Source organism: Pseudomonas sp. GW823-FHT02C02, from assembly GCF_058797635.1.
This window is the reverse complement of record NZ_JBXAJV010000002.1, coordinates 537,096-556,981: the sequence shown is the minus strand read 5'-3', so window position 1 is coordinate 556,981 and position 19,886 is coordinate 537,096. Positions and strand designations below refer to the sequence as shown.

Here is a 19,886-nt window from a genome sequence, read left to right as displayed (position 1 = left end):
CGTATGCACATGACTAAATAGATTTCACTAGCAAGGCCACCGCCACCACCATGGAAACTGCGGCGAAGCCTTTTTGTAAGTGTGGACCCGCCAGCCGTGCAGCGATCAGACGTCCGCACACCATTCCGACCAATGCGCCAATGGAAAACGGAAGTGCGACCGCCCACTGCAAATGCCCGGCTGCGGAGCTTGCAGCAACGCCGGAAATGGAAACCAGCGCAATAACGGCAAGAGACGTTGCAAGCACCGACTGCGCTGTCAAATTGGTGTATCGCTGGAGTGCCGGCACCATCACAAAGCCACCGCCCACGCCGAGCAAGCCGGAAAGCCCGCCCGCGACAATGCCGGAAACGGTGAGTGCCCATGCACACGGCCCCGTCCAGTTAAGCTTTCCCCGGTTCACGTCCAATAGACAAGGCGGCGGTTTGGATGTGACGGGGGTCTTCGACTCCGTGGAGGGAGTGAGCGATCGTCGATAGACCCGGAACGCAACGTACATCAGCACGAAGGCAAACATGATCGTCAACGGACGGTTAGGCGTGCGTTGCGCCAGCCAAAGGCCAAGTGGAGAACAGACGATCCCCGCGCCTGCAACTAAAAGCGCCGCTTTATAGCGGACGGTGCCGTTTTTGAGTCCCATTACGGCACCCAGGGTCGCGGCTAAACCGACAGCCAGTAAACCGATTGGCCCTGCCTCGGCCATGCTCAATCCCACTCCAAACACCAGTAACGGAACAGCCAGTATTCCTCCACCGGCGCCGGTCAGCGCCAGAATGACGCCAACAGTAAGCCCGAGCAGTAAGACGACGGTCATCTCAGTCTCCTTGCTTTCAGGTCTGATTTCATACGTCAGCCAACTCAGGTTTCGCCATCCACTCGTGGCCCTTGAGCATTCCCTTCCAATACAGCGGTGGAAGAATCCGCTCTTTGAGCAGCCATGCCAGCCTCGATGGCCGGGTACCGTCAATCAGCCAGGATGGAAAGCTGGGGGCGACCTTGCCGCCATAGGTGAACTCAGCCAATACGATCTTGCCGCGTTCAACCGTCAGCGGGCAGGAGCCGTAACCGTCGTAATGGGCACTGCCTTTGGCTTTACCCATTGCGGCCAACACATTATGGGCAACGACGGGCGCCTGCTTGCGTGCTGCTGCCGCGGTCTTGGCGTTGCTGGTGTTGGTGGCGTCTCCCAGCGCGTGAATATTGACCCAGGTTTTATGCCGCAGCGTGGCTGGGTCGACATCAATCCAGCCCGCCGCGTCAGCGAGAGGGCTGACGCGAATGAAATCGGGTGCAATCTGCGGTGGCACCACATGAAGTAGATCGAAGTCGCGCGTAACAAGATGGGCGCTGCCATCCGGCTTGACGCAGTTGAACGTTGCAGTCCGTGCAGGCCCATTCACGCTGGTGAGTGTGTTGCCGAAATTCAGGTCGATACCATAGGCCTTGATGTATTCCATCAGTGCGGGCACGTAGTCGGGAACTCCGAACAGCACCGCGCCGGCGCTGCAAAACTCGATCTCGACTTTGTCCAATACACCGGTACGTTTCCAATGATCGGCAGATAAGTACATGGCTTTTTGCGGCGCCCCGGCACATTTGATCGGCATGGGCGGTTGCGTGAAAATGGCTCGGCCACCACGCAGTTGCTGCACCAGTTCCCACGTATAGGGGGCAAGCTGATACAGGTAGTTTGAAGTCACGCCGTTGCGGCCAAGGGTGTCCGACAAACCTTCGATTGCATGCCAATTGAGCTTGAGACCAGGGCACACGATCAGTTGCTCGTATTTGACGACTCTGCACCCATCAAGAATGACGGCATTTCTCTCGGGTTCGAAAGCGGCGACCGCCGACTTGATCCAATGCACACCGCGAGGGATGGTCGAGCCCATCGTTCGGGCAGTTTGTGGCGCATCGAAGACTCCACAGCCGACCAGTGTCCAGCCAGGCTGGTAGTAGTGCACATCGGCCGGGTCGATGATGGCAACGTCGAGTCCGGGTTCTCGTGCCAGCAAACTGGAAGCGGTCGCGATACCTGCCGCACCGCCCCCGATAATGACCACGGTATGCTGCGCCTCGGCCACTTCGACCGGCGTGCGCCCCTGATTCGCGATCCGGCGAATGACGCCTTTCATATCGAACCCGGCTTTTTTGGCGGTCTCGACGATCTGTGGCAGGGGTTGCTGGCCCGCTTGTGACAGTGCCCACATCGTTGTCGAGCGCATGCCGGAACGGCAATAGGCCAACACCGGCTTTGGCAGTGTTTCAAGGAGCTTGCCAAAGGCAATACCTTGCTCGTCAGTGACTTTGCCTGACTCTGCGGGGAGGTAGTGCGCCTCGATGCCGGCCGCTTCGGCGGCTCGTTTGATTTCGGCAAACAAGGGCTGATCACTGCCTTCGCCATCGGGACGGTTACACACGACGGTGCGAAAACCGGCTTCTTTGAGTTCAGCCAATTGGTTGGGGAAAATCTGTTCTGATACCGACAGTCCGGGCGCAAGGTGGCGAATGTCCATAAGGATCTCCGTTATGGGTATTTTTCTTATGCGTTTTCTGGGAAAGGCAACGTCAGGCGACGTTGAGCGGGATTTTCAGGTAGCGCGTTCCGTTCGCTTCAGGCTCGGGCAAGTGCCCTGCTCGCATGTTGACCTGAACCGATGGCAGGATCAGTGTCGGCATTTCCAACGATGCATCACGCTTTGTGCGCATCGCCACAAACTCCTCTTCGCTGATGCCATTACGCACATGAACGTTGTGCGCGCGCTGGTCTGCAACGGTGCTGACGAACTGCACCTCGCGGCCACCCGGCTGGTAGTCGTGACACATGTACAGCAAGGTATTGGCCGGCAGACTCAGCACCTTGTTGATTGACTGGAACAACGTGCGCGCATTGCCGCCGGGAAAGTCACAGCGTGCAGTACCGTAGTCGGGCATAAACAAGGTATCGCCAACGAATGCAGCCGTTTCGATCCCATCGCTGATGACATACGTCATACAGGCGGGTGTATGGCCGGGTGTATGGAGCGCGTGGCATGGCAGCGTGCCAATGGCAAACGGCTCGTCATTGACGAACAGGTGATCGAACTGGCTTCCATCGCGGGCCATATCGCGACCTGTATTGAACAGCGTGCCGAACACCTCCTGCACCGTAGAAATCTGACTGCCGATCCCTATTTTCCCACCGAGCTTTTCCTTCAGGTAGGGCGCGGCCGTCAGGTGGTCTGCGTGGACGTGAGTCTCAAGAATCCAGTCGACCCTCGCATTGAGTTCCTTCACCCTCGCAATCAACTTGTCGGCAGACGTTGTGCTGGTGTGGCCGGACTTAGGGTCGTAATCAAGTACGCTGTCGATCAAAGCGCAGTGGTGGGTCGCCTCATCCAGAACAAGATAGCTGACGGTATTGGTAGCAGAATCGAAGAATCCTTCGACGTGAAGTTTTACACTCATTGGCCTGTCTCCTTAGGGGGCTTTTACCAAGCCGCTCACACTGAGGCAGATATAGCAATAAGTCTGCCAAGCCCTACCCGCACAAATATATGCTCCTAACTATTTGATTTTATTAGTTTTATTTTTTTCAGTATGGTTTGAGTTTTTCTAGATTCACTTGGATTTACTGCCATTGGCAGTGCTTGTTGACAGAGGTGGCAGTGCCACAACAGGATGGATGGATTCTCAGGAGCCACGATGAAGATTATCCTGCCCGCCCCACCCCACTCACTCCCGCACTCGGATCAAGTGCAGTCACTTGTTTCGTTTCTTGAGTACGAACCCCAGCCGATGATCGTGCTCGATCCGGACTACAACATTCTGGCTGCCAACACGGCCTATCAGCGACAGTTTGGCAGTGCTGACAAGCCCTTTATCGGCCATAAGTGTTATCAAATCTCACACCATTACGATGTCCCCTGTGATCAGGCGGGTGAGAACTGTCCGATGAAAAAGGCGCAGGAAATGCGCGGACCGGATCGCGTTTTGCACATTCACCACACGCCTCGCGGTCCAGAGCATGTCGACGTCGAATTACGCCCGATTCTAGATGAGCACGGTATTATTACTGCCTATGTGGAGCGTCTGACACTGGTTCGCAGCGCATCAGCGCGGCCCAGCAACGAAGGGTTGGTCGGCCGTTCACCCGCCTTTAACCGGGCCCTTTCGGAGCTGCAGCGGGTGGCACCCTCAATGCTGCCGGTGCTGCTGCTCGGTGAGTCCGGTACGGGCAAAGAACTGTTCGCCCGCGCCGTACATGAAACCAGCGAGCGGGCCACTGGACCCTTTGTCGTCGTTGATTGCTCTGGCTTGACTGAAACGTTATTTGAGAGCGAGTTGTTCGGCCATGAAAAAGGAGCATTCACCGGTGCCACCATGCGTAAGCCTGGCCTGGTTGAAACGGCCCAGGGCGGCACGTTGTTTCTCGATGAGATTGGCGATGTTCCGCTGGCGATGCAGGTGAAACTGTTGCGCCTGATCGAATCGGGCACCTATCGCCGTGTCGGGGGTGTCGAGACCCTTCACGCTAACTTCAGATTAATAGCGGCGACCCACAAACCACTGGAAAAAATGATGGAGAAAGGTGAGTTCAGGCAGGACCTGTACTACCGCATCAGCGCCTTTCCCATTCAGTTACCTCCCTTGCGCGATCGAATTGAAGACATTGGGTTGCTGGTGAATTCATTTCTGCAACGCGCCGGTTCAGGCAAGCGCCGACTGACAATAGACGCTGATGCGCTGACACAATTGCAGCGGTTTTCCTGGCCCGGCAATATCCGTGAGTTACGCAATGTTCTGGAAAGAGCCAGTCTGTTTGCTGACGATGGTGTGATTCGCTCCATACATTTGCCTCAGGTATCCGTGGTGGCATCTGCTCAGGCCTCTACTTCAACTGCTTTCGATGGCAGCTCGTTGGTACAGGAACTGGCTACTTTCAAAGGTACCCGCGCTGAACTGGCCAAGCACCTTGGAATTAGCGAACGCACTTTGTACAGACGATTGAAAGAACAAGGTTTGGCCTAGTAGTGAGTGCTCGCGCCGTAAGACTGCCAATGACTGCCAACCCTGGCAGATTGGCAGCGCACTGACCTGCCAACACATTTCACGCATCGCTGGATTATCATCTAAGCAACTGTTTTAAAACGATAAAAACTTACCTCTCCCCCTTGGCATGCCGTGTGCTAACTGCATAGTCATGACCATTTCCGACAAACGACTGCGACGCCATCTGCTCACAGCAGTAGTGATCAAGCTACTGGTGCTGACAGTGCTGTGGTGGCTGTTCATCCGGGATTCGCACGTCAGTGTCGACTCGAACACCATCGGAAACCGTTTCGGTGTACCTACCTCGACTCAAGGGGCAAGCAAGTGATTTCAGAACACCTGGTGGATTTGTCTCGGCTGCAGTTTGCAGCCACTGCGCTTTATCACTTTCTTTTTGTACCGCTCACGGTTGGCATGGTCTGGCTGCTGGTCATCATGGAAAGTGTCTATGTGATGACCGGTAATGTTATCTGGAAAGACATGACGCGCTTCTGGGGCAAGTTGTTCGGCATCAACTTCGCCCTGGGAGTGACTACGGGCATCACCCTGGAATTTCAGTTCGGTACCAACTGGGCGTATTACTCGCATTACGTCGGCGACATCTTCGGAGCCCCACTGGCGATCGAGGGCATGATGGCGTTCTTTCTTGAATCGACCATGATCGGCCTGTTCTTTTTTGGTTGGGATCGTCTGAAGAAAGAGCACCACTTGCTGGTCACGCTGCTGATGGCGATTGGTACAAACCTTTCAGCCTTGTGGATTCTGATCGCCAATGGCTGGATGCAGAACCCGGTGGGTTCAGAATTCAGTTACATCACCATGCGCATGGAGATGGTTGATTTTTGGGCAGTGGTTTTCAATCCGGTAGCACAGGCCAAGTTTGTGCACACCGTCTCAGCCGGCTACGTCACCGGTTCGATGTTTGTGCTGTCGATTTCCAGTTGGTACTTGCTCAAGAATCGTGATGTCGAGTTTGCCAAACGCAGTTTCCGGGTGGCGGCGGCCTTTGGTCTCGCATCAGTGCTGAGCGTGATCGTGTTGGGTGACGAGTCGGGTTACACGGTGGGTGAGGCGCAGCAAACCAAGATGGCAGCCATGGAGGCCATGTGGGAAACGAAGCCTGCTCCGGCTGGCCTGACATTGGTGGCCAGTATTAATGAAGCCGAGTCCAAAAATAACTGGGAAGTTGAAGTGCCGTGGCTGATGGGCCTGATTGGCACACGATCAGTCAGCAAGCAGATTCCAGGCATTCATGAGATCAAAGAAAAGAACCGCGCTCGTATTCTCCGAGGAATTACCGCCGTCAATGCCCTTGAAGCCGTCAGAGCCAATCGCACCGATTCGGCAGCTCTGAAGACATTCGATGAATACAAAACCGATCTGGGCTTTGGCCTGTTGCTCAAGAAGTATGTCGAGGACGTCAACCAGGCCACGCCGGCCATTATCGAAAAGGCCGTAAACGATACCGTACCGCGCGTGACACCTATGTTCTGGGGGTTCCGGATAATGGTCGCGCTAGGTTTTGCCATGCTTGTGCTATTCGGACTTGCCTTTTGGAGCACCTTGAAGTCGACCTGCACACGACGCCGCTGGTTACTGCGTTGGGCGCTCTGCATGCTGCCTGCGCCATGGATTGCCTGCGAGCTGGGCTGGTTCGTCGCTGAATACGGCCGCCAGCCCTGGACCATTTACGGCGTGCTGCCGACCCACATGAGCGTATCCACGCTTAGCGTCAACAACCTCTATGGCTCGCTGGCGGGATTCATCGTTTTCTACACCGTGCTGCTGGTGGTTGAAATGTTCCTGATGGTCAAGTTTGCCCGTCAAGGTCCTGGCAGCCTCGGTACTGGCCGTTATGTACACGATGCCCATTTGAAGGAACTCCACCATGCTTGATTACTTCACCCTGAAAATTATCTGGTGGGTGCTGGTCGGTGTATTGCTGATCGGCTTCGCCATCATGGATGGCCACGACATGGGGGTCGGCACGCTGCTGCCCTTTGTCGGCCGCAATGACATGGAGCGGCGCGTCGTTATCAATACCGTCGGTCCGCATTGGGATGGTAATCAGGTCTGGTTCATTACTGCGGGTGGCGCATTGTTTGCGGCGTGGCCTGTGGTGTATGCCACCGCATTCAGCGGATTCTACTGGGCGATGATTCTGGTCCTCTGGGCGCTGTTCTTCCGCCCGGTGGGTTTTGACTATCGCAGCAAGATCCACAACTCCACCTGGCGCAGTACTTGGGATTGGGGACTCTTTGTGGGTGGAGCAGTGCCGCCTCTGGTGTTCGGGATTGCGTTTGGCAACCTGCTGCAAGGTGTGCCGTTCCACTTTAACGACCTGCTGGTTTCGACCTACACCGGCAGCTTCTGGCAACTGCTCAACCCCTTCGCGTTACTCACCGGCGTTGTAAGCAGCGCAATGATCACCCTGCAAGGTGGTGCTTATCTGGCACATCGCACTGAAGGGGTTATCCAGGCGAGGGCAATCAAAGGCGGGGTGGGTGCAGCGATCGTGCTCGTGTGTTCATTTATCGTTGCCGGCATCTGGCTGCAATGGATTGATGGCTATCGCATTACATCGGTAGTTGATACGGCAGGACTGCCTGACATTCTCAGCAAGTCCGTGGTGCGCGAAGCGGGAGCCTGGATGGCCAACTATGGCCATTATCCTTTGCTGTGGCTGCTGCCCGCACTGGGATTGATCGGCGCAGCAGGTGCCGCCGTGCTGTTGATGGCGCGCCATACACTTTCAGCGTTTATTGCGTCATCGCTTTCAGTCATCGGTGTTATCTGCACGGCCGGCGTATCGATGTTTCCGTTCGTCATGCCGTCATCAACGATGCCTGAGGCAAGTCTTACCGTGTGGGACAGCGTCGCCAGTCACTTAAGCCTGGCCATCATGTTCTGGGCCGCGTTGATCTTCATGCCACTGATTGTGCTTTATACCTCGTGGGCGTATCGCGTCATGCGGGGCAAGATCACCGTTGCACAGATCAAAGCCAACGAACATTCCGCCTATTAGTGCCGGCAAAGGAGTAATGAACATGTGGTATTTCGCCTGGATGCTGGGGGTCGGTTTTGCATTGCTACTGGCTATATTGAACGCGATGTGGGGCGAGAACGAAGTTGGCCGAGCCTTGAGCGACAACGACGAGACGCTGTCATGATGCCGCGCGTCGCTAACCCTCAACCAACCTCACACCTTCATTTGCCGAGTTTGGTGATCGCTTTAGCAATCATGCTCGCTTGTACGCTCTATCCTCCCATGATGGCCGCTCCTGACGGGAAGCCTGACCACGCGCTGGCTACAGCATTATTCGCAGCCATGAGCGTGGCCTTTGTGAAAGGTGTGGGTTTTGTCCCGCGGATGCTCGTCTGGCGCTGGCTTCTCTCAGGCTGGACTTGTTTCGTGTTACTTGCCGTTGCTGGCTGGGTAAAGTTTCTACAGTGAGGACTGACGACACGATTTGATCTGAGTCTTCAACATAAGGAACTGAGGCCGGTCAGATCATGCTCAGATCGGCCAGCGCCGCTCGATCACTGATGGTTATTTCGCCAAGCTAACGAGTGACTGCCGCCCTCCTGGTCCCCGCAAACGCACTCGTCCCCAGCCAGCGCCACAGGTTTTCCGCGTCCTTCACCGCGCCATCCACACGCAGCTCTTGCGACTCAAGCACCTCCCGCGGTGTGCGGTCGCCCGCCCACACTTCGGTCAACGCGCGCACGCTGGAGTCCACCACCAGCGTCAGCTCGCGGCCCGGGTCATCGCGGCATAGATCCGCCACGCCCTGCTCCACCACCAGCCACCACGCTTGCTCGCCGGGCCGCGCGTCGCGGAACGTGAACTGGATGACTACCGGTCGCGACGGAAACGTCTCAATGCGCACGAACCGCCGCACATCCCACATCAGCAGGCCGGCGTCGAGTTGGTCATCGCGCAGGCGACTGCCGATCCAGCGCGCTCCCCAGTGCCCCAGCGCCATGATGATGGGGCGCAGTTCCTCGCCCGCCGCGGTCAGGCTGTACTCCCAGACTTTGCCGGTGGCCGTGCGGTGTACGACGCCGATGTCTTCCAGATGGCGTAGCCGTTGTGCCAGCAGATTGGTGGACATTCGGGGGACGCCACGGTGCAGTTCGTTAAAGCGTTTGCTGCCGCACAGCAGCTCGCGCACCACCAACGGTGTCCAGCGCTCGCACAGGGCTTCAGCACCGCGGGCGACTGTGCAGAACTGGCCGTAGCTCTCTTCCATTGCCTGGACTCCGCAACTGCAACGCTTCACTTTTTGAACTAGCCCGGCCCCTTCGCCACGCGCACGCTCAAGCCTTCGAAAGCCAAAAGCCAATGGAGAACGCCATGACCAAGGTAGCCATCATTCAGCGCCCGCCCGTGCTGCTCGATAGCAGCGCGACGATCGCCCGGGCCGTGCAATCGGTCGCCGAGGCGGCGGCAGCAGGCGCCTCGCTGATCGTTTTGCCCGAATCGTTCATTCCCGGTTACCCGTCGTGGATCTGGCGACTGGCGGCGGGCAAGGACGGGGCTGTCATGGGCCAGTTGCACACGCGGCTGCTGGCCAACGCGGTCGATATCGCCAACGGTGATCTGGGCGAATTATGCGAAGCCGCCAGGGTTCACGCCGTGACGATTGTGTGTGGCATCAATGAATGCGACCGATCTACGGGAGGCGGCACGCTCTATAACAGCGTAGTCGTTATCGGTGCGGATGGCGCAGTGCTCAACCGCCATCGCAAGCTGATGCCGACCAATCCGGAACGCATGGTGCATGGCTTCGGTGATGCGTCCGGGTTGCGTGCGGTCGATACACCGGTCGGCCGCGTCGGTGCGCTGATCTGCTGGGAAAACTACATGCCGCTGGCGCGCTATTCCCTGTATGCCCAAGGGGTGGAGATCTATATCGCGCCCACCTACGACACCGGCGAAGGCTGGATCAGCACGATGCGGCACATTGCACTTGAAGGCCGCTGTTGGGTGCTCGGCAGCGGCACCGCGCTGCGCGGCAGTGACATTCCCGAGGACTTTCCAGCGCGTATGCAACTGTTTGCCGATCCGGACGAATGGATCAACGATGGCGACTCGGTGGTGGTCAGTCCTCAAGGCCGGATTGTGGCCGGCCCCTTGCATCGGGAGGCCGGCATTCTGTATGCGGACATTGACGTCGCACTCGTGGCGCCGGCGCGACGGGCGCTCGACGTCACCGGGCATTACGCGCGCCCTGACATTTTCGAACTGCACGTGCGGCGCTCGCCAGCGATACCGGTTCGCTACATCGACGAGTGAAGACAGGCATCCGTGCTGTATCGGCCATTGATAAAGGAGTCATGCCATGAGCATTGAACGGTCGTACAAAGGCAGTTGTTTCTGCGGCGCAGTCGAGTTCACCGTCAGCGGTGAACCGGCCGCAATGGGCTATTGCCATTGCGAGTCGTGTCGGCATTGGTCAGCAGGACCGGTCAATGCCTTCACGCTGTGGAAACCCGACGCGGTGCAAGTGACTCGGGGTGCCGACAACATCGGCACCTACAACAAGACACCGCGCAGCTACCGCAAATGGTGCAAGACGTGTGGCGGGCACCTCTTTACGGACCACCCCGAGATGGGGCTGATTGACGTGTATGCCGCGGTCATTCCGGATCTCGCGTACTCGCCGGCTGTCCACGTGCACTATCAGGAGACGGTGCTGCGGCTCAAGGATGGATTGCCGAAGCTGAAGGATGTTCCCGGCGAGTTAGGCGGATCGGGTATCAGCGTGGAGGAATAGCACAGCGAGGCTGAACGCTGATTCAAGCGTTAATCAAACGCACCGTTCAACACTTCATAAATCAGCCCGGTGGCCAGCGCCACCAAGATCAAATCGGTCCCCGCTTGCTGCCATTCGTATCCGTCGTAATGAGGCAGCCTGCCAACCAGGCGGCCATCCAGTTTTTTGGCAATGCCGGGGGGCAGCGGCTTACCGCGCGCGAGGTTCTTTTGGATGCCAGGTGGCAACGCAGGGCCGGGGCTCCAGTAGTCCCGATAGCCGCCGACAATCCCCAGAATACTGTTGTGATTGATACTCGGGCCATGACCCCATTCGCCGCCCCCGGTGTTTTTGCCTTGGCCGGCCTGGCCTCCCTGGTTGCCATGGGCCTGGCCGTTTTGCGGGTTTCCCTTGCCGTTCCCCTGGCCCTTTCCATTACCTGGATCGGCCAATGCCGTTGCCGAGCCGCAGACCAATGCAAGACTTGTAACAGCGGCAATCAATGAGCGTGATGTGAACATTGGGTCGTTCCTTCAGTAAGGGGGAAATATCCCTCGTTAAAATTTAGTCGTTATTGAGGAGATTGGTTCCCTTCGCGTCGCCAAAAGTATTTAACCGATAACAATGACTTCAATGTCCATTGGTCGAAGCAGACTTGCTCTATAGATTCATTAAACCTATCTTCGAATCTACAGATTCAGAAAGAGCTATTGAATATGGCAGTCCCCCTCCAGGAACAAGCCTTTACCAAAGCCCAATGCGTAACAGGCCTGCGCGCTGCCGTCGGCATCCTCGAAAAGTGGAGCGCCTCCAGCGATCAGGCCTGTCGCATCCTGCGCATTTCCCGCAGCACCTACACCCGCGCCCGGCAGCGCGATCCCGCATGGTCCGTGACGCTCGATTCAGACCAGATGCAACGCATCAGCTTCGTGCTCAACATCCACGCCGCATTGCGCCTGGTCTTCGACAACCCGGACAACGTCTACGGCTTTCCGTCGATGGCCAACCACAACGAGTTTTTCAATGGGCGCAGTCCGCTGGAGATCATGGCTCAGGGCGACATGATTTCCTTGTATGAAACCTTCAAGCGCATTGACGTGCTGCGTGGTGCGCAATGGTGACGGTGAGCGAACTGGCAGAACTGGCCGGTGAGCAATTGCAGGCTTATCGCCTGGTCAATTCGAAGTTTCCACCGATTGCGATGTTTGATGATGTGGCGGATGCGGACGAGTTTGAGGTGCTGTATCAGATTCAGGCGCTGACCAATCCCCGGCTGAAAAATGAAGTGGGTCATCTTGAGTTGATTGCGCGGGATCAAATCCCGTTCGGCATCCCTGGCTGCTCTTATGCGACGGCGCCGTTTACTCACGTCAACCCGGCGGGTTCGCGGTTCAGCGATGGCCGTTTTGGGGTGTTGTACCTGGCGGACTCCATGGACACGGCATTGGCCGAGGTTCGGCATCACCAGAGTCTTTATTGGTCAAATGTGCCGAGCCTCAATTATGAGCGGTTTGTGTTCCGGGGGTTGTCCTGCGCCTTCGTGGATGTGGCAATGAAAGACGCTGCTGCCATTGCGCTGACTGATCCGGTTTATGACCCTGACGACTACACACACTCGCGGCGCTTGGGCAGGTCCGTCAAAGAGGCGCGCTGTCCAGGGATTCGTTACCACTCGGTGCGGATGCAAGGCAGTTATTGCTGGGCGCTGATGACGCCCAAGCCGGTTCTATCAATCATTCAAACAGCGCATTACGAGATGGTCTGGAATGGTCAGGTCACCAGTGTCAGCAAGATCAGCGAGGCTTGAAACGATCGTCTGATCGTCTGATCAAATTACGCTGAAGCTGCGTTGCACGGGCCTGCCCATTGTCGTATTGGGCGGGCGTTACCACCGGTTTGCACCCAGGTTTACATCACTCCACGCACCGTTTTGGCGTGATCCGGATTTCCCGATGCAGGTTATCTCCCGTGAGCTCGTCGGCGTGCCACGCGGGTTCTTTGCCTGCGCTCAACTCGACAGGGTATGGTCCGGTCGGTGCCAAGGCGGCCTGTGCCCGAACGATGAAAGCATCGGTGCTTCGGGTGTCTGTGCCGGAAAGAGGGCCCGAGATCTTCGAAAGTGCTTTGTATGCCAAGGCTTTGTCGAGTTCCCGATCTTGCACACACGTATCTTAGACCGCGCTGTTGACAGGGCCAGCCTCCAGGCAGAGATCGCGGTAGACCGGGGTGACCGGTGGAGGCGGACTGGAACAGCCGGCGATGAGCACGCTTGCCAATACCGACAACCAAACCAAGGGCGACACGATGGTGGATGTTTGAGACGCGCAGGTGTTGATGTGATTCAAAGCACCGTCCTTGGAGGCTGTGGCGAATTATCGTTGCGGTTTTCCATTGACCAGCGAGACGCCGCCGTCTTTACGTTTGATCGGTATCAGCCCGGATCACAGGCAGTTTAGGGATATGCGGTGTCAAGGAGCCGAAGACCGCGCGCTCGAAGCGTTGCGTTTTCGTCGTGCCTCTTCATCCTCCGCCAGTGCCTGACGCACCAGCGCCCGAGCCGCCCAGGCGGCGGCGTCGAGTGATTCTGCTACGCTCGCGCGGCTGATATCGCGCACGGCGATCAACGCCTCGGTGCCCATGACGATCGACAGCGCCTGCTTCAATCGCTTTCGCGCCCGAGGTGAGAGCACGTCCTTCAGCGAGTCGACAATCGGCTCGATGTAGCTCATGCGTCGGCCTGGTCGCAGTGCCTCACGGGATTCGTTTTCGAGCCACACCGTCATGAACGAACGTTCCATCACGTGCAGGCCGATCTCGTCGTCGATCAACAGTTTGTTCAACGCGTTCGCCGCCAGACCGATGCCCTTTACCGGATCGTCCCCCGGCCGCCAGATCTGCTCCAGCGGCGTCATGTCTCGGTCTGCCGCCGTCTCGCTGATCAACGCCTCCGTCGAGGGAAAGTAGCGATACGCCGTGGCGCGCGACACCATCGCCCGCTCGGCCACTTGCGCAACCGTCGGGTTATGGCCCTCGTCGCGCAAGGCGATGGCGGCATCGATCAGCGCCTGACGCGTGCGGCGCTTCTGGTTGTCGCGGCCCTGATCGCCGTCTCCGCTGGACGGGCTTGACTTGGAAATTGGCATGGAGTAAATGAGATCCTGTCTTGTCGTGAGACACGAGTCTCATAATAGACACTCGATATCCAACCCACAAGAAGTCGCCCGCAGGAGCGCCTGACGACTTCAAATCAATTGTTTGAGCAACTGAACGCGCCCCAGGGCGCATGAGGTGAATGCCATGAATCACAACCCCCGTTCCCGGACCTGGTTTCGGCTCGCTGCCCTCTACTTTGCCATTGGCGTAATGCTGGGCGTGGCGATGGGCGCTTCCGGCGATCATTCGCTCTTCGCGGTACATGCCCATATCAATCTGTTGGGATGGGTGTCGATGGCCCTGTTCGGCATCATCGGCACAGCCCACCCGTCCATCACCGAAGGGCGCGTGGCCGCAGCGCAGTTCTGGATATACAACCTTGGCGTCCCGCTGATGCTCGGCGCGCTGACGCTGCGGCTCAAGGGCTTCCCGTCAGTCGAGCCGTTGATTGGCGTCGCCTCGCTCCTCATCGGTTGCAGTGTGCTGCTGTTTGTGTGGCTGGTGTTCTCGCGCATCGGTGTGACAACCGTGTACCTGAGCAGCCCGACAGGCGAATCGCGCCTGTCTTGACGCGCCAGACACGTCCCCGCTTTTTGGGCAGCGTATCGGTCCGGGGTGACTCTGCCTCGGATCGATTGCTGCCTCCGTCATGATCAAGCCTGTGTCAACGGCCGATGCAGCCTCGCTCCAGGCGTGCACGCAATGCGCTGGACACATCTCATTTGATAAACCATCTCAAATGAGTATAAATCCTATTCCAGAATCAATTTCCATTGCGTATGATACGGATTCTCAATAACAGCAAAATCAAATGAGTGTTCGCATGACCGCCCCCATCTCCCTGTGTACACAAACCTCCGTGACGCCGCGCATGCCTTCGACCCTGCGCCCCCTGGCGCTCGCAGTGCACATGCTGGCAGCCGGTATCGCCATCACTGCGCCCTCCTTGCAGGCGGCGGAACAGACTGAGCAGACGGAGACTGGAAGCTCTGTGACCTTGGCCCCTATCGCGATCACTGAGACGGCCATTCGCGAACGCAGTGCCGTCACCGAAGACACCAACTCTTACACGACGGAGGCTGCGCGCACGGCCACGCCGTTGAGCATGTCGCTGCGGGAGACGCCGCAGTCGGTCAGCGTCATCACCCAGCAACGCATACAGGACCAGGATCTGCATACGATCCTCGACGTGGTCAACAATGCCACCGGTGTGTCGGTCAACCGCTACGAGACCAGCCGGGCGCAGTTCAACGCCCGAGGGTTTGAGCTCAACTCGCTGATGATCGATGGCGTGCCCACCATCTACGAGCAGCCATGGAGTTCGGGGGAAATTTTCAGCAGCCTGGCCATGTATGACCGCGTCGAAGTAGTACGCGGCGCCAACGGTCTGATGACCGGTGCCGGCGATCCATCCGCCTCCATCAACATGGTGCGCAAGCGCGCCAACAGTAAAGACCTGAAGGGTTCTGTAGAACTGAGCGCCGGCACCTGGGACACCTACGGCGTCGAGGCTGATGTGTCCACGGCGCTAAACGAGGAAGGCACCGTTCGCGCGCGGCTGGTCGGGGAGACCAACGAGGGCGACACGTGGATCGATATGAACTCGAACAAGCGCCAGACCCTCTATGGCACGATGGATATCGACCTGACGCCCGACACCACGCTCTGGTTCGGCTTGAGCCGGCAAGAAAGCAACGCCGACTCGCCGATGTGGGGAGGCCTGCCAGTCTGGTACGCAGACGGCGGCCGCACCAACTGGAGCCGCTCGAAGTCGACCTCCGCCAAATGGAGCAAGTGGGACACGACCTACGAGACCTACTTCGTCAATCTTGATCACACCTTTGCCAACGACTGGCAAGTCAATCTGAGCTACAACCGTGGCGAACGCACCGGCGACTCTTCCCTGCTGTACCTGTCCGGCAATCCAGGCAGGAACGGCAGCTCCGCGATGTCTTCGTTCCCGGCGACCTACAAGACCGAGACCACCCAGGACGACTACGGCATCCGCTTCAATGGCCCGTTCTCGTTCCTGGGGCGCGAGCACGAATTGGCCTTCGGCTATGTGGACAGCAAGCAGAAGTTCGACGCCGATTCACTCGACGCGCAAACAGGCTTTGGCGGTGTCGCCGATTTCGATTCCTACAACGGTAATTTCGCAGAACCGGTATGGGGCCCGAGGACCGACTACGGTTACAGCGAGACCCGCCAGAAGGGCCTGTACGCGGCAACCCGCCTGAACGTGACCGACGATTTGAAAGTGATCCTTGGCGCGCGTGAAAGCTGGTACGAGAAGACCAGTGATGACGTCTTCTCGGAAGTGAGCAAGATCGATGTCGATCATGAGCTGACACCCTATGCAGGTATTGTCTACGACCTCACCGACAACCTTTCGGCTTATGCCAGCTACACAGAAATTTTCCTGCCGCAATCGGTACGCGACCGCAGTGGCCAGGCATTGGAACCGATCGTTGGCGAGAGCACTGAATTGGGCCTGAAGGGTGAGTACTTCGGTGGCCGCTTGAACGCCTCCGCAGCGGTTTTCCAGATCAAACAAGACAACCTGGGCCAGAACACCGGCGCGCTGATCGATCCTTCAAACCCGGTCGGCGGCTTCGCCTACGAGGCGAGTGAAGGCGCGACCAGCAAGGGTTTCGAGCTGGAAGTTTCCGGCGAGCTCGCAACGGACTGGAATGCATCGATGGGTTACACCCAGTTCACGGCCGAAGATGCCAACGGCGACGACGTCAACACGCTGTACCCGACCAAGTTGCTGCGCACCTTTACCACCTACCGTCTGCCAGGGGCGTTCAACAAGCTGACCATTGGCGGCGGGGTTAACTGGCAGGATTCGATCTACACCTACGCCGTCAACCCGGCCGGCAACTCCGAAAAAATCCAGCAGGATGCCTATGCCCTGGTCAACCTGATGGCTCGCTACGAGTTCACCGAAAACCTCTCGGGCCAGGTGAATGCCAACAACGTCACCGACGAGAAGTACTTCGACATCTTCGATGCCTACGGCGCCCTGACATACGGTGCACCGCGTAGCATTACGGCTTCGGCGAAATACCGCTTCTAAGGCACCCGATCGGGTGGCGCTGCACTCTGCTGACACAACACCGGCCTTGCGCCGGTGTTGCGCTTTTTGACGACAGACAAACACGAAAGCGTCCTCGCCTCATGTCGAATAAATAGCCCATTCTCTCGTTCACCTGCTCTTGACTTCCGCACTCATTGACCGCTGTGTATCATCAGTCCCGGGCCGATGCTGCCCGCCGCTCGCTCCCGAAGGGAAAGGTGAAAGCATTGCTTCTCCCCCCAAATCCTGTCGTATCTCTTGAGAGCCTAGGTTTGGCAACGCGAGCACCAGAATGCCTTGGCTACAGGAGGAGCGATGTTTTCAATCGAACAAGCCAAGCAGATGGCCAAGAGGCTGCGTGCCTCGCTTGAGGCGCGCAATCAAGCGACGTCTCACTCAACCGCGCTTGAGCTGGTCGCGCATCAACTGGGCTACAAGGACTGGAACACAGCGTCTGCGACGCTTCCCCAGGAACCTGATCAACCCGCCATTACCTTCGACAGAGCCATCCCGATACTGCGGATGTTTGACGAAACCAAGGCGCGCGAGTTCTACCTTGATTTTCTAGGCTTCAGCGTCGAATTCGAGCACCGCTTCGAAGCAGATCTACCGCTGTACCTGGGCATCAACCGAAACGGTCTGCAGCTCCATCTTTCCGAACATCATGGCGATGCGAGCCCGGGATCGACGATATTTGTCCCGATGCACAATATCGAACTGTTGCGCGACGAATTACAGGGCAAACGCTACGGTTACGGACGGCCAGATATCGTTCAGCAAGGTTGGGGGCAAGTGTTGGAAGTCCATGACCCCTTCGGCAATCGCATTCGATTCTGCCAAAGCTGATCCTGCCTGCCTGGCGGGCTGGGGTGACTCAGCCCGTTTCCTTGATACGTGTCCTATCCTTCTAACCAACCCACCACGCCAGACGCCAACATGCCCGCCTCCGAATCCACCCTCCTCGACAGCTGGCACCACAACGCCCACGCCTGGATCGCAGCCATCCGCAGCGGCGCCATCGAAAGCCGCCTCACGGTGACCGACCAGGCCATCCTGCTGGCCGTGCTGGGCCGCCAACCCGAGCGCGTGCTCGACCTCGGATGCGGCGAGGGCTGGTTGCTGCGCGCGCTGGCTCAACGGGGCATCACGGCCGTCGGTGTGGATGGCGATGCGACGCTGGTCGACGCGGCGCGGGCGTCGGGGTCATCACAGGTGCATGTGGCGAGCTATGAAGAATTGGTGGAGGCCAAGGTGAACATCGGCCGCGACTACGACCTGATCTGCGCCAACTTCGCCCTGTTGCACCAGGACATCATTCCGCTGCTCGCCGCCATGAACGCCCTGCTCCGCCCTGGTGGTGCACTGGTGATCCAGACACTGCACCCGTGGGCTGTCGCGGCAGGCGACTATCAGGATGGCTGGCGGGAAGAAACCTTTGCCGGGTTCAAGGGCCAGTGGCAGCCCATGCCGTGGTACTTCCGCACCTTGTCCAGCTGGCTGAATGCGCTGGACATGGCCGGCTTTCGGCTGGCCGTCCTGCAAGAGCCGCAGCACCCGCAAAGTCCGGTGCCGCAGTCGTTGCTGTTGGTGGCCGAAAGCGGGCAAGGCGTTGTTCAGACGGTCGATTGAACAACCGCGGCGTGCCGCCCCTTGAACGCCAGCGCAAAGCAGAAAAAGATCGCCAGGGCGAACCCCGCCGGAAACAACCAGATGCTCTTCCAGTCATGGCTGCCCGTCAGCGCATAGTGGTCGGTCACCTGCCCTGCGACCCAGAAGCCGATCAGCATGCCCAGGCCATAGGTCGCCAAAGTAATGAGCCCTTGGGCCGAGCTTCTGAAACGCTCCGGTGCTTTGGCGTCGGTGTAGATCTGGCCGGACACGAAGAAGAAGTCGTAGCAGATACCGTGCAAGGCGATGCCGGTAAACAACATGAATGCCAGGTCGCCATTGTTACCGTAGGCGAACAGCAAGTAGCGCAAGGCCCACGCCAACATCCCCACCAAAAGCGCAATCTTGATCCCGAAGCGGTGAATGAACAGCGGCAGAAGCAGCATGAACAGCACTTCGGAAACCTGCCCGATGGCCATTTTCGCCGTTGGGTTGGTTACGCCGATTTCCGCCAGAAACGGATTGGCATTCTGGTAATAAAACGCCAACGGAATGCAGATCAGAATGGAGGCGACGAAGAACACCAGGTAACTGCGGTCCTTCAGCAAACTCAACGCATCCAGCCCGAGCATTTGCTTGAGGCCGCTGCGGCCCACCTCAGGTTTCAGTGGCACGGTGCGCGGCAAGGTGAAGCTGTAGAGGCCAAGCACCAGAGACGCAATCGCCGACATCAGAAAGGTGTTGCGCAGCCCGCCTGACGAAATCAGGGCCTGGGAGTCCCAGGCAAACACAAAGCTGATGACCACGCCGGCCACGATCCAGCCGATGGTGCCCCACACGCGGATGCGGGAGAACTCGAGGGCCGGGTCGCTCATTTGCCGGAACGCCACTGAATTCACCAGTGCCAGGGTCGGCATGTAGATCATCATGTACGCCAGCACGTAAGGGTAAAACGTACTGAAGTCCGGCGCTCGATACAGCTGATACAGCAACACGGCGCCCACCAGGTGCAGCACCGCGAGGATGCGTTCGGCATTGAAGAAGCGGTCGGCGATCAAGCCGATCACAAAGGGCGCGATGATCGCGCCCCAGGACTGGGTGGAGAACGCCATGCCGATCTGCCCGCCGCTGGCGCCCAGGTTACTGGCGAGGAACGTACCGAGGGTGACGAACCATCCGCCCCAGATAAAGAATTGCAGGAACATCATGGCGCTCAGGCGCGCGGTCATCGTGGACATAACAGTCACCGTCTTATTGTT

General features: G+C 58.0%; 21 protein-coding genes. 14 read left to right on the top strand and 7 right to left on the bottom strand.

The genetic code is table 11. The annotated features are described in order from the left end of the window. Positions 1 to 13: 13 nt before the first annotated feature. Genes AC1ROI_RS05290 through AC1ROI_RS05280 form a run of 3 tightly spaced genes read right to left on the bottom strand, consistent with a single transcriptional unit; the run spans position 14 to position 3,444 of the window. Positions 14 to 814, bottom strand: a complete 801-nt coding sequence (locus tag AC1ROI_RS05290) for a sulfite exporter TauE/SafE family protein (RefSeq protein ID WP_102594894.1) — start codon at positions 812 to 814, stop codon at positions 14 to 16. Between the two features lie 28 nt (positions 815 to 842). After that, complete coding sequence (locus AC1ROI_RS05285) at positions 843 to 2,513, bottom strand: bifunctional protein tyrosine phosphatase family protein/NAD(P)/FAD-dependent oxidoreductase (protein WP_102594895.1); 1,671 nt, start codon at positions 2,511 to 2,513, stop codon at positions 843 to 845. A gap of 52 nt (positions 2,514 to 2,565) precedes the next feature. Further along, a complete protein-coding gene (locus tag AC1ROI_RS05280) occupies positions 2,566 to 3,444 on the bottom strand; it encodes an MBL fold metallo-hydrolase (RefSeq protein WP_102594896.1) in 879 nt (292 codons plus the stop codon). Positions 3,445 to 3,681: 237 nt separating this feature from the next. Here AC1ROI_RS05280 and AC1ROI_RS05275 point away from each other — a divergent pair, with 237 nt between their 5' ends. From AC1ROI_RS05275 to AC1ROI_RS05250, 6 genes are all read left to right on the top strand, one after another. After that, positions 3,682 to 5,007 carry a sigma-54 interaction domain-containing protein gene (locus AC1ROI_RS05275; protein ID WP_102594897.1) on the top strand — a complete coding sequence of 442 codons (1,326 nt, stop codon included), beginning with the start codon at positions 3,682 to 3,684 and terminating at the stop codon, positions 5,005 to 5,007. A 148-nt stretch (positions 5,008 to 5,155) separates the two neighbouring features. Further along, entirely contained in the window at positions 5,156 to 5,356 is a 201-nt protein-coding gene (gene cydP, locus AC1ROI_RS05270) for a cytochrome oxidase putative small subunit CydP (RefSeq protein WP_331460111.1), read from the top strand. Then, positions 5,353 to 6,924, top strand: a complete 1,572-nt coding sequence (locus AC1ROI_RS05265) for a cytochrome ubiquinol oxidase subunit I (RefSeq protein WP_010459231.1) — start codon at positions 5,353 to 5,355, stop codon at positions 6,922 to 6,924. Before cydP ends, AC1ROI_RS05265 begins: the two co-directional genes overlap by 4 nt. Next, a complete protein-coding gene (gene cydB / locus AC1ROI_RS05260) occupies positions 6,917 to 8,053 on the top strand; it encodes a cytochrome d ubiquinol oxidase subunit II (RefSeq protein ID WP_102594898.1) in 1,137 nt (378 codons plus the stop codon). The genes AC1ROI_RS05265 and cydB overlap by 8 nt, the downstream gene beginning before the upstream one ends. 22 nt (positions 8,054 to 8,075) lie before the next feature. Further along, complete coding sequence (gene cydX, locus AC1ROI_RS05255; protein ID WP_010459227.1) at positions 8,076 to 8,198, top strand: cytochrome bd-I oxidase subunit CydX; 123 nt, start codon at positions 8,076 to 8,078, stop codon at positions 8,196 to 8,198. Next, positions 8,195 to 8,482, top strand: a complete 288-nt coding sequence (locus AC1ROI_RS05250) for a cyd operon YbgE family protein (protein WP_010459225.1) — start codon at positions 8,195 to 8,197, stop codon at positions 8,480 to 8,482. The genes cydX and AC1ROI_RS05250 overlap by 4 nt, the downstream gene beginning before the upstream one ends. 109 nt (positions 8,483 to 8,591) lie before the next feature. Here the strand turns inward: AC1ROI_RS05250 and AC1ROI_RS05245 are convergent, their stop codons facing one another. Beyond that, positions 8,592 to 9,281: a winged helix-turn-helix transcriptional regulator gene (locus AC1ROI_RS05245; protein ID WP_010459223.1), complete on the bottom strand. Its 690-nt coding sequence runs from the start codon at positions 9,279 to 9,281 to the stop codon at positions 8,592 to 8,594. Between the two features lie 104 nt (positions 9,282 to 9,385). Between AC1ROI_RS05245 and AC1ROI_RS05240 the strand changes: the two genes are divergently transcribed. Next, positions 9,386 to 10,327, top strand: a complete 942-nt coding sequence (locus AC1ROI_RS05240; protein ID WP_102594899.1) for a carbon-nitrogen hydrolase family protein — start codon at positions 9,386 to 9,388, stop codon at positions 10,325 to 10,327. A gap of 46 nt (positions 10,328 to 10,373) precedes the next feature. Beyond that, the gene (locus AC1ROI_RS05235; protein ID WP_102594900.1) at positions 10,374 to 10,808 is read left to right on the top strand and encodes a GFA family protein; all 435 of its coding nucleotides are present in this window, start codon (positions 10,374 to 10,376) and stop codon (positions 10,806 to 10,808) included. 29 nt (positions 10,809 to 10,837) lie between these two features. On the opposite strand, the gene AC1ROI_RS05230 is transcribed toward AC1ROI_RS05235, so the two are convergent. Further along, the gene (locus AC1ROI_RS05230) at positions 10,838 to 11,308 is read right to left on the bottom strand and encodes an anti-virulence regulator CigR family protein (RefSeq protein ID WP_083377063.1); all 471 of its coding nucleotides are present in this window, start codon (positions 11,306 to 11,308) and stop codon (positions 10,838 to 10,840) included. Between the two features lie 195 nt (positions 11,309 to 11,503). Here AC1ROI_RS05230 and AC1ROI_RS05225 point away from each other — a divergent pair, with 195 nt between their 5' ends. Together AC1ROI_RS05225 and AC1ROI_RS05220 are read left to right on the top strand one after the other, a co-directional pair. Further along, positions 11,504 to 11,908 (top strand): antitoxin Xre-like helix-turn-helix domain-containing protein, encoded by a 405-nt coding sequence (locus AC1ROI_RS05225; RefSeq protein WP_077750379.1) that lies wholly within the window; start codon positions 11,504 to 11,506, stop codon positions 11,906 to 11,908. Continuing rightward, positions 11,902 to 12,594, top strand: coding sequence for an RES family NAD+ phosphorylase (locus tag AC1ROI_RS05220; protein ID WP_010459214.1), 693 nt, complete (start codon positions 11,902 to 11,904; stop codon positions 12,592 to 12,594). The genes AC1ROI_RS05225 and AC1ROI_RS05220 overlap by 7 nt, the downstream gene beginning before the upstream one ends. Positions 12,595 to 13,255: 661 nt before the next feature. On the opposite strand, the gene AC1ROI_RS05215 is transcribed toward AC1ROI_RS05220, so the two are convergent. Beyond that, on the bottom strand, positions 13,256 to 13,930 hold the full coding sequence (locus tag AC1ROI_RS05215; RefSeq protein ID WP_077750378.1) for a TetR/AcrR family transcriptional regulator: 675 nt from the start codon (positions 13,928 to 13,930) through the stop codon (positions 13,256 to 13,258). Positions 13,931 to 14,084: 154 nt separating this feature from the next. Between AC1ROI_RS05215 and AC1ROI_RS05210 the strand changes: the two genes are divergently transcribed. From AC1ROI_RS05210 to AC1ROI_RS05195, 4 genes are all read left to right on the top strand, one after another. Then, positions 14,085 to 14,510 carry a hypothetical protein gene (locus AC1ROI_RS05210; protein ID WP_083377066.1) on the top strand — a complete coding sequence of 142 codons (426 nt, stop codon included), beginning with the start codon at positions 14,085 to 14,087 and terminating at the stop codon, positions 14,508 to 14,510. A 253-nt stretch (positions 14,511 to 14,763) separates the two neighbouring features. Beyond that, positions 14,764 to 17,019, top strand: a complete 2,256-nt coding sequence (locus tag AC1ROI_RS05205; protein WP_102594901.1) for a TonB-dependent siderophore receptor — start codon at positions 14,764 to 14,766, stop codon at positions 17,017 to 17,019. Positions 17,020 to 17,334: 315 nt separating this feature from the next. Further along, a complete protein-coding gene (locus AC1ROI_RS05200) occupies positions 17,335 to 17,865 on the top strand; it encodes a glyoxalase superfamily protein (RefSeq protein WP_102594902.1) in 531 nt (176 codons plus the stop codon). A 90-nt stretch (positions 17,866 to 17,955) separates the two neighbouring features. After that, positions 17,956 to 18,648 carry a class I SAM-dependent methyltransferase gene (locus AC1ROI_RS05195; protein WP_102594903.1) on the top strand — a complete coding sequence of 231 codons (693 nt, stop codon included), beginning with the start codon at positions 17,956 to 17,958 and terminating at the stop codon, positions 18,646 to 18,648. Here the strand turns inward: AC1ROI_RS05195 and AC1ROI_RS05190 are convergent. Then, positions 18,633 to 19,865, bottom strand: coding sequence for a nucleoside permease (locus AC1ROI_RS05190; protein ID WP_102594904.1), 1,233 nt, complete (start codon positions 19,863 to 19,865; stop codon positions 18,633 to 18,635). The two genes, AC1ROI_RS05195 and AC1ROI_RS05190, sit on opposite strands and share 16 nt — an antisense overlap. Between the last annotated feature and the right edge of the window lie 21 nt (positions 19,866 to 19,886).

What these genes read in the sequence shown, in the direction of transcription:
- AC1ROI_RS05195 (WP_102594903.1), top strand. Translation starts at nt 17,956, where the DNA reads ATGCCCGCCTCCGAATCCACCCTCCTCGACAGCTGGCACCACAACGCC.
- AC1ROI_RS05200 (WP_102594902.1), top strand. Translation starts at nt 17,335, where the DNA reads ATGTTTTCAATCGAACAAGCCAAGCAGATGGCCAAGAGGCTGCGTGCC.
- AC1ROI_RS05225 (WP_077750379.1), top strand. Translation starts at nt 11,504, where the DNA reads ATGGCAGTCCCCCTCCAGGAACAAGCCTTTACCAAAGCCCAATGCGTA.
- AC1ROI_RS05215 (WP_077750378.1), bottom strand. Translation starts at nt 13,930, where the DNA reads ATGCCAATTTCCAAGTCAAGCCCGTCCAGCGGAGACGGCGATCAGGGC.
- AC1ROI_RS05235 (WP_102594900.1), top strand. Translation starts at nt 10,374, where the DNA reads ATGAGCATTGAACGGTCGTACAAAGGCAGTTGTTTCTGCGGCGCAGTC.
- cydP (WP_331460111.1), top strand. Translation starts at nt 5,156, where the DNA reads ATGCCGTGTGCTAACTGCATAGTCATGACCATTTCCGACAAACGACTG.
- cydX (WP_010459227.1), top strand. Translation starts at nt 8,076, where the DNA reads ATGTGGTATTTCGCCTGGATGCTGGGGGTCGGTTTTGCATTGCTACTG.
- AC1ROI_RS05210 (WP_083377066.1), top strand. Translation starts at nt 14,085, where the DNA reads ATGAATCACAACCCCCGTTCCCGGACCTGGTTTCGGCTCGCTGCCCTC.
- AC1ROI_RS05190 (WP_102594904.1), bottom strand. Translation starts at nt 19,865, where the DNA reads ATGTCCACGATGACCGCGCGCCTGAGCGCCATGATGTTCCTGCAATTC.
- AC1ROI_RS05285 (WP_102594895.1), bottom strand. Translation starts at nt 2,513, where the DNA reads ATGGACATTCGCCACCTTGCGCCCGGACTGTCGGTATCAGAACAGATT.
- cydB (WP_102594898.1), top strand. Translation starts at nt 6,917, where the DNA reads ATGCTTGATTACTTCACCCTGAAAATTATCTGGTGGGTGCTGGTCGGT.
- AC1ROI_RS05240 (WP_102594899.1), top strand. Translation starts at nt 9,386, where the DNA reads ATGACCAAGGTAGCCATCATTCAGCGCCCGCCCGTGCTGCTCGATAGC.
- AC1ROI_RS05275 (WP_102594897.1), top strand. Translation starts at nt 3,682, where the DNA reads ATGAAGATTATCCTGCCCGCCCCACCCCACTCACTCCCGCACTCGGAT.
- AC1ROI_RS05290 (WP_102594894.1), bottom strand. Translation starts at nt 814, where the DNA reads ATGACCGTCGTCTTACTGCTCGGGCTTACTGTTGGCGTCATTCTGGCG.
- AC1ROI_RS05280 (WP_102594896.1), bottom strand. Translation starts at nt 3,444, where the DNA reads ATGAGTGTAAAACTTCACGTCGAAGGATTCTTCGATTCTGCTACCAAT.
- AC1ROI_RS05230 (WP_083377063.1), bottom strand. Translation starts at nt 11,308, where the DNA reads ATGTTCACATCACGCTCATTGATTGCCGCTGTTACAAGTCTTGCATTG.
- AC1ROI_RS05205 (WP_102594901.1), top strand. Translation starts at nt 14,764, where the DNA reads ATGACCGCCCCCATCTCCCTGTGTACACAAACCTCCGTGACGCCGCGC.
- AC1ROI_RS05250 (WP_010459225.1), top strand. Translation starts at nt 8,195, where the DNA reads ATGATGCCGCGCGTCGCTAACCCTCAACCAACCTCACACCTTCATTTG.
- AC1ROI_RS05245 (WP_010459223.1), bottom strand. Translation starts at nt 9,281, where the DNA reads ATGGAAGAGAGCTACGGCCAGTTCTGCACAGTCGCCCGCGGTGCTGAA.
- AC1ROI_RS05220 (WP_010459214.1), top strand. Translation starts at nt 11,902, where the DNA reads ATGGTGACGGTGAGCGAACTGGCAGAACTGGCCGGTGAGCAATTGCAG.